The 15,225-nt window shown below is 45.9% G+C and carries 12 protein-coding genes; 9 read left to right on the top strand and 3 right to left on the bottom strand.

What is annotated here, in order from left to right; genetic code table 11:
- From QXL29_06450 to QXL29_06435, 4 genes are all read left to right on the top strand, one after another.
- On the top strand, nt 1-2,094 hold a 2,094-nt coding region (locus QXL29_06450; protein MEM2284233.1), incomplete at its 5' end, for a DUF1156 domain-containing protein.
- A 7-nt stretch (nt 2,095-2,101) separates the two neighbouring features.
- Nucleotides 2,102-5,461 (top strand): DUF499 domain-containing protein, encoded by a 3,360-nt coding sequence (locus tag QXL29_06445; GenBank protein MEM2284232.1) that lies wholly within the window; start codon nt 2,102-2,104, stop codon nt 5,459-5,461.
- Nucleotides 5,462-5,466: 5 nt separating this feature from the next.
- Nucleotides 5,467-5,880, top strand: a complete 414-nt coding sequence (locus QXL29_06440; protein ID MEM2284231.1) for a hypothetical protein — start codon at nt 5,467-5,469, stop codon at nt 5,878-5,880.
- Between the two features lie 19 nt (nt 5,881-5,899).
- Nucleotides 5,900-8,773 carry a helicase-related protein gene (locus tag QXL29_06435; GenBank protein MEM2284230.1) on the top strand — a complete coding sequence of 958 codons (2,874 nt, stop codon included), beginning with the start codon at nt 5,900-5,902 and terminating at the stop codon, nt 8,771-8,773.
- A 223-nt stretch (nt 8,774-8,996) separates the two neighbouring features.
- Here the strand turns inward: QXL29_06435 and QXL29_06430 are convergent, their stop codons facing one another.
- From QXL29_06430 to QXL29_06420, 3 genes are read right to left on the bottom strand one after another with little or no spacing between them, the layout of a single operon-like run.
- Nucleotides 8,997-9,275: a DUF6092 family protein gene (locus QXL29_06430; protein MEM2284229.1), complete on the bottom strand. Its 279-nt coding sequence runs from the start codon at nt 9,273-9,275 to the stop codon at nt 8,997-8,999.
- Nucleotides 9,276-9,279: 4 nt separating this feature from the next.
- Nucleotides 9,280-9,780: a nitroreductase family protein gene (locus tag QXL29_06425; protein MEM2284228.1), complete on the bottom strand. Its 501-nt coding sequence runs from the start codon at nt 9,778-9,780 to the stop codon at nt 9,280-9,282.
- A gap of 30 nt (nt 9,781-9,810) precedes the next feature.
- A complete protein-coding gene (locus QXL29_06420) occupies nt 9,811-10,458 on the bottom strand; it encodes an AroM family protein (GenBank protein ID MEM2284227.1) in 648 nt (215 codons plus the stop codon).
- 403 nt (nt 10,459-10,861) lie between these two features.
- On the opposite strand from QXL29_06420, the gene QXL29_06415 reads away from it, so the two are divergent.
- Genes QXL29_06415 through QXL29_06395 form a run of 5 tightly spaced genes read left to right on the top strand, consistent with a single transcriptional unit; the run spans nt 10,862 to nt 15,068 of the window.
- Nucleotides 10,862-10,993, top strand: coding sequence for a hypothetical protein (locus tag QXL29_06415; GenBank protein ID MEM2284226.1), 132 nt, complete (start codon nt 10,862-10,864; stop codon nt 10,991-10,993).
- A gap of 1 nt (nt 10,994) precedes the next feature.
- Nucleotides 10,995-12,536, top strand: a complete 1,542-nt coding sequence (locus QXL29_06410; GenBank protein MEM2284225.1) for a sodium:solute symporter family protein — start codon at nt 10,995-10,997, stop codon at nt 12,534-12,536.
- Nucleotides 12,537-12,593: 57 nt separating this feature from the next.
- Nucleotides 12,594-13,373 carry a 5-oxoprolinase subunit PxpA gene (locus tag QXL29_06405; GenBank protein ID MEM2284224.1) on the top strand — a complete coding sequence of 260 codons (780 nt, stop codon included), beginning with the start codon at nt 12,594-12,596 and terminating at the stop codon, nt 13,371-13,373.
- Nucleotides 13,374-13,378: 5 nt separating this feature from the next.
- A complete protein-coding gene (pxpB, locus tag QXL29_06400; protein MEM2284223.1) occupies nt 13,379-14,098 on the top strand; it encodes a 5-oxoprolinase subunit PxpB in 720 nt (239 codons plus the stop codon).
- Nucleotides 14,091-15,068 carry a biotin-dependent carboxyltransferase family protein gene (locus QXL29_06395; GenBank protein ID MEM2284222.1) on the top strand — a complete coding sequence of 326 codons (978 nt, stop codon included), beginning with the start codon at nt 14,091-14,093 and terminating at the stop codon, nt 15,066-15,068. The genes pxpB and QXL29_06395 overlap by 8 nt, the downstream gene beginning before the upstream one ends.
- Nucleotides 15,069-15,225 lie beyond the last annotated feature (157 nt).

Here is a 15,225-nt window from a genome sequence, read left to right as displayed (position 1 = left end):
GCTAGAGGAAACATAGCAAAATGCCTACACTGCAACAACACACAACCAGGCAAGGGAGACGAATGGAGAGTCAAGAAAGCACTAAAAGAATGGAACGAAAAACTAGAAAAATACCTAACAGGCGAGATAAGACTAGAAGAACTAAAACAAGCAACAGCAAGACCTAAAATCCTAGTCAAAGCAAAAACAACAAACAAAAACCTAGAATTCGAACCAGCAACACAACAAGACAACGAAAAACTCTGGAAAGCACTAGAGAAGCTTAAGCAGATGTGGGGAGACCCAGACATACCAACAGAGCCGATACCGGAGTATGAAAACAGACGAATCACTCCCGTTCTAGGAGCTATATCATGGTATCAATTCTTCAACCCGCGCCAGCTCCTAACCCTAGTCAAGCTCGTCAAGCTGATACGTGAAGCTAGTAGGAGGGTGGAGGAGGAGAAGCTGGAGCAGGGCTGGGACAAGCAGAAAGCACACAAATACGCAGAAGCAATAACAACATACCTAGCAATAGCGCTCGTCAACCACGTGAGACATAATTGTCTAGTGACCAGTATAGAGCCTACTGCGAAATTCATCGCTCACGCACTAGCTTTCAGAGGCATAGCTATGACCTGGAACTGGATAGAAGAACTTCCTAACGCTAATATAGTCGGTTCCTATATACGCTCCCTCAATAGCGTCATTGAGGGTCTTCAATATCTTATTAACGCTGTCTCAGGTAGTTCTAGTCGTGTTGAGGTTGTACTGGATGATGCCAAGGTTCTCGGAAAGCTTGATGCTAATGAGAAGTTTGATTTGATTGTTACTGATCCGCCGTATCTGGATGATGTAGCGTATTCTGAGCTTAGTGATTTTTATTATGTGTGGCTTAAGAGGGCTCTGAGTGATAGTGATGGTTTTGTGCTTACTCCGAGGTTCTTTGCTGAAGCTTTTTTTGAGTGTTTGGATAATGGTTGTTCTAAGTTTAGTGAGGTTAGGACTCAGTGGGAGGTTTTTGCTTCTCGGGAGGTTTCGGCTAGTGAGGGTAGAGCTAGGCATTTTGGTTTAGGTAGTAGTGTGGAGTTTTTTAAGAAGGGTTTAGTAGATTCTTTCAAGAGGTTGCGGGGGTTGCTCAGAGGTGGGGGTGTTTTAGTTACTTATTACGCTCATACGAGTCCTGAGGCTTGGGAGGCTTTGCTTGAGGCTGGGTGGCGTGGGGCTGGTTTGAGGGTTTCTAGAGCTTTCCCTGTCACTACTGAGAGTGAGGAGAGAGTTACTGCTAGGGGTAAGGTAGTTCTTGATTCTTCGATTGTTGTTGTGTGGCGTGAGGGGCTTGGTGGTGAGGAGTTGTTGCAGAGGGCTCATTTGATGGCTCTTAATGAAGCTACTGAGACTGTTAAGAGGGTTTTAGAGAGGGGGGTTAAGCCTGACTTCAACTTATTCTTAGAGTCTTTGAGTACTGTATTGAGTGTTTACACTAGGTATTCTAGGTTGATTCCAGATAAGAGTGTTAGTGAGTTAGTTAAGAATCATATATTCCCTGCGGCTATTCAAGCTATGGTTAGAGGTGCTGGAGTTTTTGTTGGTGTTAGCACGAGCTTTAGTCCTGAGTCTTCCTCATATATTGTTGTTAAGCTTGTGAGCAGGCCTGGGAATTACAGTAGGTTTAGGAGGGCAGTGATTGACAGGGATTTCGCGTCAGTTCTCGGGGCTGTTGGGGGTCTTGACGTGAGCAAGATCATCTCTCTCAATATTCTCGGGAGGTATGGTGATGAGTTAGAGCTTCTAGAGCCTAAGGCTAGTGTGGGGGTTGATGAGGCTTCTTTAAGGAAGTCTTTTGAGGAGTTGCTCTTAGAAAAGAACATAAGCTTGAGGAACCCGGTCTTCAAGACTCCTATTGATGTGTTGCACTATATAGAGTATAAAGCTCTAGAACTGGGTAGGGATGAGTTCAAGAACTTTATTGAGGGGCTTAAGGGGAAGACTGTAGGTGTTGATGAAGCACTGAATATCGCTAGAGTCTTCGCGCGTGTACTGCCTTCAGGCGACCCTGAGAGGAGAGCGTGTAGCAGGATTTTATCGCATTTAGGGGAACTTACTTTGAGGTGATTCTTGCTTGAGTTTGTGGGGACATGTTAGGGTGAGGGAAGACCTCCTCGATAAGAGTTTAGATCAAGAAGTAGCGCCCTCTCTCCACAGAGTTGTTGCTGGTGAGGGTCACCGAATATACGTTGATTCACGTGAGTTTATAGAGAGGACTTACGTAACGAAGTTCATGAGGGATTTAGTGAGTGACTTGATTAGTAGAGTGAGTGCTGGCAGGGGAGGAACTATAGCTTTGCCCTCAGCTTTCGGCGGTGGCAAGACACATACTCTGATATTCATATATCATTTATTCAAGAATCCTGAACTACTTAAGAGTGTAGTGCCTGGAGCTAGTGATGAGGTAGTTAGGGACGTGAGTTTGGTTGTGGTGGACGGCACGCATAAGGCTTTCTCCCCCTCACCTATAGAGCCTCTGACGGTTGGTGGCCGAACAATCAAGACTTTGTGGGGGTATATAGCGCATCAGCTAGGGACTTACGACTCTGTTAAGGAGCTTGATGAGAAGCTTGTGGCGCCGGAGATGTACGGGGTTTCACAGATCTTGAGAGATAAGAAGGTCTTGATACTTGTTGACGAGCTCGGCATATACTACAGGAGGTTAGCTAGAGCTCCCAGACCTGAAGAAAGGGAGCTACTAACTAAGTATGTTGATCAGGTAGTCTTGTTTATGAGGATACTCTCAGAGTATTCTAAGAACTCTAAGACCGTGGTAGTGGTCAGCATACCTGCAGAATCAACTGATAAGGGGCTTGAGCCAGAGCCCGGCTACGAAGAGTTTGTTGAGAAGGTTGGTAAAGAGATATTCAGGGCTGCTGAGAGGGCTGGCAAGCCAGTCACTACGTCAGAAGACTTCACGAACATACTGAAGAAGAGAATTTTTGAGGAAGTAAAGAGTAGTGGTGCTGAGTTAGCTGCTTCAAGGTTTTCTAACCTCAGAGTAAGCTATAGTGAGGAGTTTGAAGACTTAGTTGATGAGGTTAGGGATTCCTACCCGTTCCACCCACACTTCATCAAAACATTAAGGGATGTTGTTGAGAGGAATAAGAATCTTCAGAAGACTAGAGACGCTCTCAGGATAGCTAGGGTAGTGGTTAGGAGGCTCTGGAAATCTAAGAGTAATGCGTTACTGATAACCCCCTCAGACATAGACTTGAGAGACCACGAGGTAAGGTCTTTAATAATCACGGAAGACTACAGGAGTTTCGATAACGTCATCGACAAGATTATTAACAAGACGATTAAGGAGTTGCCAGTACCTCCTGAAGTTAGTCCAGAGGTTTATAGGGATTTAGCTTATAGGCTAGCGCTCTACGTGTTTTTGAGGACTTACGTCTACAAGCCACACTTAGAGCCGATGAATGTTTTCCCGACTAAGCGGGAAGTCATAACAGCGACGTACGACCCGCTCAGATATGAAGCGTACGAGGTGTCTCCTAAGAGAGTTAGTGAGTTGCTTGACGAGATTAGTAGTGGTGGAGTAGATTATAGGGTGCCTCACCTCTACGTTAAAGAAGGCAGGTACTGGGTGACTACTTTCCTAGACATTAACGAGCTGATCGAGAACGAAGCTAGTAAAGTTGAGGATTCTAAGGCTTTGAGTCATATCATGAACGAGGTTAGAGAGCTGTACGTTAAGCCATACGACGTGAGTAAGGGCGGCCCGGCAGAAGCCAGGTTCTTGAGTAGTGTTCCATACATTCTCTTAAGACCTGAAGTCATAGATTTTGATGACCAGAAGTACGTGTTAGTGACTGTGTTAGAGCCTGTGAGTGGCTTCAGATGTAGGGAGATCGTTGAAGGAGATATCTACAAGTTAATTTATTATAGAGCTTCAGGCAATTCCGTAGTGCCTAGAAGGAACAAGAACACAGTGACAGTCATGCTCTCAGACGACAACGACATGTGGGGTAGGGTTAAGAAAGAAGTTAAGAGGTTGATAGCCTGCGACAACTTAAGGAAGACTATAGAGAGACAATATGCTGAGAAGACCGTCGCTAAGATTCTTAAAGAAGAGCTTAGCGAGATGTATAACAAGATTAAAAAGAGTTTCATGCTACACTTATTCAACTACTTCAAGTATTTAGTGTTTCCAGACCATGCTGAGGGGGTTGACGTAGCTCGTTGCGTGCCTCTTGAGAAGTCTGGCAAAACTCTATTAGAGATTGCTGAGGTCTCACTCAATAATAACGGCAAGACTTTCGAAGAAACTAGTGATTTTGACATCCTCCCATACTTAATTAAAGGCTCTAAAGAATGGAGTGATGAGTTGAGAGTTGGTGACGTTAAGAAGATATTTTATGAGAACCCCGCTAAGCCTATGGTGCCGAGCAGGTTTGTAAGCGATCTAGTAATGACTGGTATAAGAAATCTCAAAATAGGTTTGTTGAGAGACGAGAAAGTCTTCTTTAAGGAGATTGAGGGTCTTGAGAAAATCTCTGAAGTTTTAGATAGCGACGTGATTATTCCTTGGCCCAAAGCTGTTGATGCGTTACTGAAGATTCTGGAGAGAGTTGAGGAGATCCCGAGTGAGGGGTGTGTGAACAGGAGGTACTATACAGTCATACACGAAGATGGCGAGATACCCCTGTATGAGCTCAAGACGCGTCGCCCTCACGACTACGCCTACATCTTTAAAGATTCCAAGGTTGTTCTCAGGAGTGAGCGTGTTTGCGATACGTTCGAGCTAGAACTTATGAGGAAGGAAGTATTAGTTGATTTGAGTGGAGAATTCCCGAACCAAGTAGATGTCAATGTTCTGGTCAAAAGGATTGGTAGGTTTAGTAGTGAGGTCAGACTACGCGTGAGTGAGGGTACTGTAGAGCCTGCGAGCGGTGTGCCAGACTTTGAGGCTTTATGGGTTTTGAGGACTCCTTCAGCGCCTGGGGAATACACTTACTTTATTGAGGGGCTGTCTGAGGGTGTTCAGCCGAGGAGGAATGTTCTGAAAGTTAGAGTTGTTGAGAAAGCCATGTGTTCTGATAAAACTCCGGCAGTTGACACCGTGTGTGATAGTATTGTGTTTAGTGGTTCAATACCTGTTGACGTTTTGATAGAGGCTCTCAGGTCTTTGAAGAAAGCTGTTAGGGGTGTTAAGAGAGTTAGGAAATCCTCGATTAAGGTATTGCCTTACGGCGAGTCTGATAAGCGTTCCAAGCTTGAAGTAGTTGCTGAGGATATAAAGCTTGAAGACTTGGAGGCAGTGTCTAGGTCTCTAAAGCAGGTTTTCGGTGTTGTGGCAGGCATTATGTGCGAGTCTCTAGTTGTGTATTTTGAGGGAGGCGGTGTGGTAGAGGACGTTGAAGAGCTTGAGAATCTTAATAAGAGAATATCTGGCTGTAAAGCTAGCTTAGCGTATTGCTGTAGGGGGTGAGACCTGTGGATAGAGAGTCTGGATTCACTAGTTTTGTTGTTTGGATCGGTGATAGAGCTTACTTCAAGAGAGGCTCTCCTATGGGGTCTGTCGAGATCGGGAGACTGCGGTGTGTTAGGGATGACTTAATAGATATTGCGAGGAGGACTGAGGGAGAGACCTTCAGAACTACTAAGAGGGGGCTCTGGATACTTGATGAAGACACTCACAAGAGGCTAGTTACTTACTGTGTCGCAGTTACGGGCATGCGCAGGCGGAACACCCTAGCTATAGAGCATCTGAAGGAGCTGGTCACTGCTCTTGACTCGTTCTCGCTTCACTTCTGGTACTCCGAGTCTCTCGAGAGGTTCAGGAGAGGCGGGTTGAGAGCTCTTTTTAGAGTATCAAGCTCTCTGAGGACTCTCTATCATGTCAGGTAAAGAAGTAATTAAGCTTTTCATGAGTGAGCTCTTTCAGGAGCACCCGCTCTTCAGACCCTACTTAATGGGTAGGAGAGAGTTTAGGGGGTACCTACATCAAGCAGAGCTTTTATACAGACTAGTTCTTAGAGAGCCTATCAGAGCTCTCATAGCTGATGAGATCGGGCTGGGTAAGACTGTTGAAGCTATACTACTCATTGATTGGGGCTTCAGGAAGAAGCTGTTTCGTAAGGTGCTAGTTTTAACACCTAGGAGCCTCAGAACTCAGTGGGAAGCAGAACTCGTGAGAGCCGGCTTAAACCCGCTATCTAGTGATTACTTAGATTCTGAAGAGGGAGGTGTGTTTTTAATAAAGATAGACACAGCCAAGAAAGAACCGCTTAAGACGAAGATACTCAGAAGTAGTTGGGATTTAATAATAATTGATGAAGCACATAAGATAGGACTAGGTACTGAAAGATATAATTTCGTTAAAGAGTTAGTGAATAAGAATTCTAGAGCGTCGCTACTCTTACTGACTGCTACCCCGCATAAGGGAGACCCAGAAGACTACCTCAAGAGGATAGCGTTAGTAGACCCGGGTCTGGACGCGAGCGCCTGGAAAGACCTCGACCACAGTAAGTTCTACATGGAAGTTAGAGACGCTATAGTCTTTAGAAGGAGTAAGTCAGAAGTCAATAATTTATACGAGAAAGAGAAGGTATTCGTTGACGCGGCCTACAAAGCATGCATTATCGAGCCTACGGAGATGGAGAAAAAATATATTGAGAAACTAGATGAATTAACTAAAGAATTGCTCTTGAAGTATGGCAAGGTTAAAGGCTTAGAGCTTGTTGCCGCGATAATAGATAAGAGAGGCTTGTCAAGCCCTGAAGCCGGGCTCAAGACATTTGAGAGAGTTCTTGAGAGTGTGAGTAGGCCGCTCCAGACACTAAGAGACTTTGAGGAAGATTTAGAAGCGTACCTGACGGAAGACGACGTTGATGCAGATCCTGACAAGTTAGTCGACGCATCATTAAAATTCGTTGACATCTTTAAGTCTTATAAGGACGAGATTGACGAACTCAGAAATCTTGCTAGGGAGATCATAAAGCGCGGTGATTCGAAGTTAAACGCCTTGATATCACTGATTAACAGACACTTAAGAGTTGGTGATAAGGTAGTAGTGTTTAGCGAGTACGCAGATACTGCTAGGTACGTATATGAGAGAGTTCGCGAGGTCTTCAAGAATAGTCGCGTTGGGTGTAGCGTGGAGCTAATCACGGGAGATATGCTGACTAGAAATCAGGGACTCTTAGAAGAGATTAAAGCGTGGCTTTCGGAGCCGGGTCCTAGAGTCTTAGTCTCGACAGACGTTGCTTCAGAAGGTCTGAATCTACAGCAAGCTAACGTTGTTATACATTATGAACTCCCGTGGTCTCTAGTTAGACTTGAGCAGAGAGCCGGGAGGGTGTGGAGACTTGGTCAGAGCAGGGACGTTCACGTATATTCCTTGATCACGGCTGTAGGCTTTGAGCAGGCGGTCTTCAACATTGTCTACACTAAGCTCTTGAATCTCGTTAAAGCACGTCTGTCACCTAGCCTGACACCAGGGGAAGCTATCCTGAGTTGTGGTGGTAGTGAGGTTTCTTGGAAGTTGGAGCCTAGTGCTGAAGGAGAATTAATGTCATTGTTGGGTAGCACTTCAGAGAAGTTAACATCTCTTGAGATTTGGAGAACTTACAAGACTAAGGGCCGGACAGGTCTTAGCGAGTTAGTTGGGAGTTATATTAGTGCTCTTGAGAACTTAAAGAACGAGATTAGGAAGACTTTCCACGTTGATCGTCAGTCTCGGAGAATTCAGGTAGAGGAGATTCTGCGTAACGTCATAGGCTTTACTAGCAGAGAGGAAGTTAAGTCGTTCCTTAATGAAATCTTCGAGGTTCTAAATCTGCGCGGTAAGGTCTTCCCAACTACTTCTGAGGAAGCGTTGATTTCCAGTCTCTATAACGAGGCATCTAGGACTAATTTAAAGCCAGGACTCGTTGTTGGGTGTAAGTCTTATGATGGGGAGCTCACAATCTACAGAGCTTGTGCTAAGCTGAGAAATTCTGAGAGAGTGTGCTGGTTAATTGGCTATAGCGGGGGGCGCGTGCTTAGCTTAAGTGAATTAGTTAGGGAATTAAAAACTCTTTCCAGCCTACCTTGTAGTGTGGTCAGCTTAGACATCAACAAAGCAGTAGGAGGTCCTGAACTGCAAAAGATTAAACATTACGTGAGCTCGGAGATAATTCAAAAACTCATTAATAAATACGACCACTATCTGAGATACACTGCAGAGAAGAAATTCAGGAATGACGACTCACTAAGATTAAGTAGCTTTGAGGTCGGGAAACCTCTTACAGACTCATTCATAGAAGTTAAGCCTTTCTTACTCATAAAGAAAGAAGGCGAGAAGTACTCACTAGACTTTCTAGAGAACGTTGTGGGTGAATATGAGGAGAGCAAGCTAGAACTCGAAAACCTAGGTATCGAATTACTGAAGAAAGCTTTAGGTGAGTCTCACGTAGTTACTGATGTTAGGGAGCTACATAAGTTTGACTTACTCATAAAAGACTGCAAAACCGGGCTTACCAGGTTCGTCGAACTAAAGACGTTGAAAGACCTAAACTTGATCGTGATTACGAAAGGCGAGAAAGACTTCGGCGAGAAGCTAGAACGCGATAACCAAGAATACTGGCTATACGTAGTAGACGTGAGTAAAGAAGAAGTCAGGGCATACAGACACCCGTTAGGGAGTAATAAGTTACAGCTCATGAGGATAATTCAAAAAGACAGCAACGAGTACTATATCTACGAGGAAGTCGGGACTCCCGACGAGAAACGCGAAATTAGGGAAAAGGGTACTACTTGAGATGGGGAGGTTAAACTTGCTAGAACCTTAATAGTGTAGCTTACGACTGAAAAGACGCCTCTTTAGGGTGGTGATGATGCACTATACGAAACATGCATTGTCTGGAGGTTTTGTGGGAGGCTTGAGCGTAATAAAGAGTTATGTTTATCTACAGAGAAGCTTCCAAGAAATTGGAAGTGTGGTTGTTGAGGTTCGTAACCTGTGTTGAGAGTTTCATTGTTGTTTACTTTCCTTTAACTATCTTGACTAATTCAGTAACTAGCTCGTCTAAGAACTTAATAAATGCTTCCTCATCATGCATTACTAAGTCTTTCTTTTCTTCAATTATTTCCTGGATTTTATCGAGTTCTTTAGTTGTCTTGCCTTCTAGTCTCATTATGTTTATGAGTTTTGACGCGGCGTCTATTAATCTGAGAGGCCCGTATAAGCGTGGCTCGTCTACGCAGCCTCTAGCGCTAGTTATGAGGAAAGCTAATAGCTTGAAGTGTTCGTCTTTAACGATCTCGTCAGTACTTCTCGTAGTGTGTCACCTCTTCAAGAGGTCTCTTCTTAGGGGGTTTAGGCCACTCGTCTGGGTAGCCGAGACTCAGCATCAATACTGGGTCTACGTGTTCAGGGATCTCAAGCAACTCTTTAATAGCGCTCTTATTAAACGAGGCTATAGGACATGAACCAACGCCTAATGAGTAAGCAGCTAACATCATGTTCTGAGCTGCCATAGCGACATCCATTAAAGCAATCAGTTCTTCATGCTTGCCTCCCCTGACGCGCCTCTTATTAACGCAGAGAACTACTATCACGTCAGGATTCCCGAAAAGTCCTGGAGAGAATAGTTTTATTTTCTCTATAGTGGATTTCTCTCTAACTACCACAAACTCCCATGGCTGGGCGTTACCGCCGCTAGGAGCCCACACACCCGCCTCAAGAACAAACCTTAAGTGTTCTTCAGGTATGTGCTCGTCTCTAAAGCTCCTGACACTCCTCCTACCCTTAATCACATCCCTCACGATAGCACTCAAGACATCTTGACTCGTTTTTCACACCCCCGAGAGTTCTTTCAGGACATGAGCTAGTAGAGTTCTCGGGACTAACACAGGCTTTCCCGAAGTCGTAGCTACTACTTTCTTCGCTTCCGTGCCGAAGCCTATACAGTCTAACACTATCAAGTCGCGATCAACTAACTCTCTGGAAGTCTTCCTTAACTCTTCTAGGGTTCCCGTGTAAGGCGACACACTAAAAATCTTAATGTCTGGCGCCACGGTACTCCACTTCTTCCTAGCCGGACCTGCCTGAGTAGGGTCAGGCACTATAACGCCTAACCTACTAACTTTAAGAGACTCAACAACTTTAAGGAGGAGGTCAGAAGGCATCACTAGTAGTTTTCTAGACTTAAGTTCTCTGAATTCGCCAGTACAGAGCAACCCCAGCATATCGACCAGGGACTCAAGAACGTCAACGCACTTCTGCACTAGAGGGAGTATTCTCTCACGCGATACCCTGACCTCAGAACCGTCTCTAAGCTTAGTTACTAGAGCATACTCACCCTCCCTAGGAACTAACTCAGCAATCTCCTCCCTACTAAGTCTGTCTAGCGCGCCACACTCAAGTATCTCAACACTTGAGTCACCTAACACTTCCTTGATCTCAGGGACTACATCAAGTCTAGGAGATTGACCTATAGTGATTAACCCAACTCTACCCGCAATACCTCACCACATAATCTTACTAAGTAAAGTTTTAATCTTCGCTACGGAGCAAACGAGATAGAATATGAAGTATAGTGACAGCTTCCCGCCAGAGGTTCCATAGGTTTTCTAGGGTGAGTTGCGCTTCTGACCCGTGTCTCACTGAGGCCTACACCCCGCTGAATACTCACATGAGTAGCTCTGAGTATGAAAGCCTATGAACAGCCATCTACCGAGAAACAGTTTAGGAAAGAGATTGCGTAATATGTAATATTTTTAAACTCTTCATAATAAATTAATATACGGTGAGTCTCTTACGTCTTCATCGACCAAGCCTAAATCTAGCGAGGCCTTCTTCGTCATTCTAGTACTGGTCGTGTGGGCTTTAGCTTTCGGGGTATTCTTGGTCAACAGTGCTGACCCGACACCTCTAGCAGGGTTTAGCATTACCTACACCTACTCTCTGATATGGTGGATTATTGCTATCTTGATGTTCGTTGGTTACGCAGTCCACGACTTAAAGAGGGGTGGTTAGGGTGGAGACGTGGCAGATCACCTTATCGATAATCTTCACGTACTGTGTCCTTGTCTTGCTCATCGGGTTCTTATCTGGCAGGATACTGAAGAGGTCTCTTGAAGACTTCTACGTGCTGAGTAGGCGTGCAGGCATTCTCGTGACTTTCCTCGCTACTGCTGCCACGTACCACAGTGCGTTCGCGTTCTTAACTAGCGTCGCCACGTACGCGACTACCGGGATAACTTTCTGGGTCGCTTCTTCAGCTTGGACTACGGGCGCGGCAGTCTTCATGTATTTAGCTGGAACTAGACTCATGAAGTTAGGTAAGGCTAGGGGTCATATATCCCCTGCCGACGCACTCGCAGACTTCTACAAGAGTGAGGCTCTGAGAGTATTAGTTGCGGTAGTCATGGCGTTATTCGTCATAGCCTATATAGTGGTTCAGGCGGTTGGGCTGGGCCTGATCATGGACATAGGTAGTGGAGGCAACATACCGTACATGTGGGGCTCGCTAATACTGATGCTGATAACTACGCTGTACTTGATCTTAGGAGGGCTTAGAGCAGCGTACTGGACTGACGTGCTTCAAGGTATATGGATGTACGTGGGTGTCTTCCTAGCGGGAATCTTAATCCTGCAGAGACTCGCTCCAGGTGGAGTGCCTGAGTTGATGGATCAAGTCAGGACTCTCAAGCCTTCTCTCCTAACTATGAACTGGGACCCCCTCATGATGTTAGGAGCCATAATGATATACGCTCCTGGATTAATGCTCTTACCGCACCTCTGGATAAAGTATTACGTCGCTAAAGACGAGAAAGCTCTGAAAACCTCTGCGGTAGGGACAGCAATCTATCTCTCGTCATACTACATACCGACAGCACTAATAGGTCTTGCCGCAGCAGTCGTGAACGCCGTAGGCATGCCCGGAGTCTTAGACAAGGGCTTCATACAAGCACTCACCTCGAAATACGGGAGTGCTGACGCCGTGATGGCTGTCATGATATACACGTTCCTACACCCTGTCGTAGCGGGCTTCCTGCTCGCGGGAGCTGCTGCAGCAGCAATGTCAACTCTCGACTCATTCCTAGGCTCTACTTCCCTAATCTTAGTGAGAGACATCTACCAGAGATATGTGAGGCCGGGCAAACCCGAGAGCGAGTACGTCGCTGTGAGCAGAATCCTAATGATCGTGTGGCTCCTCATAGGCTGGTACTTCGCCATACTGAAGCCGGGATTAATATTTGACGTGACGTCTATAGCTGTTGCCGGCGGCCTTCAACTACTCCCACTCACTTTACAAATGATAATACCTAAGAAGAAACTCATCAACAAGTACGGCGCTCTAGTAGGCTTCGCTGCAGGCTCCATAACTGTCGCACTCTTTACTGTCCAGACAGGGAAATACTTTAGGATGCCGGTGACGTATCACGCAGCCATAGCAGGACTCATAGGATTAGCAGTCAACACCGTCCTAGCAGTACTAATCAGCGCCTTAACTAAGGCTACAGAAGACGAAAAGAGAGTCTTTGAAGAATACGGGAAGCTACTTTACACAAAGTAAGAGTTTGTTCAGTCTTAATAGTAAAATTATTATTAGTTTTTTATTTCTATTATTTGGGTGTCTTTATTGGTTAAGAAGATAGACCTAAACACTGATGCTGGCGAGTCTTTTGGTAGGTGGAGGTTAGTAGATGAGAGCGAGCTATTCAAGTATGTTTCGTCAGCTAACATAGCTTGCGGCTTCCACGCTGGAGACCCCTCAAGTATTTGGGGGTCTATCAAGACTGCTAAGTCTCTTAATGTTGCTGTAGGTGCGCACCCGGGCTTCCCAGACTTAATGGGTTTCGGTAGGAGGGAGATGATAATTGATTTAAGCGACTTGAAGGCCTACATGATTTACCAGGTCGGTGCTCTAGAAGCCTTCACGCGTGTTGAGGGCGTTAAGCTACAGCACGTTAAAGCTCACGGAGCATTATATAATATGGCGTGGGTTAGGGAAGATTACGCTAGAGCTATTGCTGAGGCGGTGGCTTCATACGATAAGAGACTAATTATCGTAGCTCCCTATAACTCTCAGACAGCGAGGGTGGCTGAAGAGCTTGGTCTGAAGGTAGCTTACGAAGCCTTCATAGACAGGGGGTACATGCCTGACGGCAGGCTAGCTCCCAGAGGAGCTCCGGGAGCTCTAATATCAGATGTTAGTAAAGCTGTGGAGAGAGCCTTAAGCATAATTGATAAGGGAGTCTTACAAGCCGTAGACGGTAGCTTAGTAGAAGTGAGAGCACACACACTCTGCATCCACGGTGACAGCCCTAAAGCTGTAGAGTTCGCTAAGTCAGTCAACACCAAACTTAAGGAATTCGGTATTGAGATTAAGCCTATGTCAGAGGTTGTTTAGAGGTCATGACGAGTTCTGAGGTTAAGATTGTTAGTAGTGGCGGCTACGTGATCCACGTAGACGTCTGCAGAGACATAACTCTAGAATGTGTTAACGCTATGCACAAGCTGTACTACGCGCTCAAGAAAGAACTCTCAGGAATAATCAACGAGTTAGTGACGGGCGTAACCTCGATCGCGTTATTTTATGACCCGAGGAAAGCTTCTAGTGAGGACCTAATCAAGAAAGTCAACGAGTTATGGGTTTGGAGCCAGCAAGTCGAGTTAAGCGAGATTTACAGACCGAGGAAATTCACTATACCAGTGTCTTACGGCGGCGAGCTAGGGCCAGACCTCTACTCGGTTGCTTCTTGGGCCGGCTTAAGAGAAGAGGAAGTCGTTGAACTACACACGTCAAGGAGCTACGTATGTTACACGCTGGGATTCACGCCAGGCTTCCTCTACTTAGGTGAGGTAGACCCGAAGATAGCGGCACCCAGACTAGAGACGCCTAGAGTTAAGATACCCGCAGGGTCTGTAGGCATAGCAGGCAAGATGACCGGAGTTTACGGTCTTGAGAGCCCGGGGGGTTGGAGACTAATAGGCAGAACACCTCTCACAATGTTTAACTATAGGAGGAGTCCACCGATACCTATAGCTCCAGGCGATGTAGTAGTCTTTAAACCCATAACCTTAGAAGAATTCAATAAGCTGAGGGGACTGTACGTAGGTGATTATAGTGGCTAACCTACACGTAACGTATTTGGTTGGTGTAGCTACGGTTCAAGACCTGGGTAGGCGCGGATACAGGAGTCTTGGAGTTCCGGTCTCTGGAGCACTCGATATTCTGTCGGCTTCTTACGCGAACGCTCTCGTAGGCAATGAAGTTAACGCAGCCTTAATAGAGTTTACTGGGTCTATCACTCTGAGAACCAGCCAAGACCTCGTGATAGCCGTGACTGGAGGTCTCCCCAAAGTTTATGTTGACCGGTATGAGGCTCCTTCCTGGAAGCCTATCTACTTGAGGTCTGGTAAGGAACTGACCGTACGTCCTTCAGACAGAGGCAACGTGCATTATGTGGCTGTGGCCGGGGGCATAGAGTGTGAGAGTGTGTTAGGGAGTAAGTCGACGTACGTGAGAGGAGGTTTCGGGTGTTTGGGAAGACCTCTAAGAGTAGGTGATGTGCTGACGGTCTCAGAAGTAGATGTAGAGAGTTTGTGGTCAAAAATACATAGTCTGAGTCCAGCAGTAGACGTTAGCAGGAGGATACCTAAGAAAGACGAGGTCATAGTCTTGAGAGCTACTAAAGGGGTTCACGCGGACCAGCTGCAAGACCTAGACACGCTCTTCAAACATGAGTATGTAGTGACGCTTGAGAGTGACCGCATGGGCTACAGATTAGACGGCCCTCCACTCACGTCTGCTTCAAGACTGGGCAGGCTACCCTCAATACCTACAGACAGAGGATACGTCCAGACACCCCCAGACGGGAAACCAATAATCTTGATGTCTGACGCACAGACTACGGGAGGTTACGCGGTAGCTCTCCACTTAGTGCCTCCAGACACAGACGTCTTAGCACAAGCTAGGCCGGGACATAAAGTAAGGTTTGTTGAGGTAAGCATTAAAGAAGCTGAGAAGCTCACGTCAAGCTACTTCAGCGAGGTAGAGAAGCCTAACTTGACCGTAGAGGAAAGTGAGGAGTATTGGGGATAACGTGTCAAGGGGGTTAGCTCTTGTGTTGGTTTGTCATTGATGTCATTGTCTCACTTCTGTTCTCCTGCGTTGATTTCGGGTTTGGTTGCTCTTGAGTGCGTTCGAGAGGGCACTCCTAGACTCCCATACATAAAAGCACTAGAAACACTTACAAGCG

The organism is Zestosphaera sp. (genome assembly GCA_038843015.1).
GTDB lineage: Archaea > Thermoproteota > Thermoprotei_A > Sulfolobales > NBVN01 > Zestomicrobium.
Note: the sequence above shows the minus strand (reverse complement) of the source record. Positions and strands in the feature narration are given on the sequence as shown.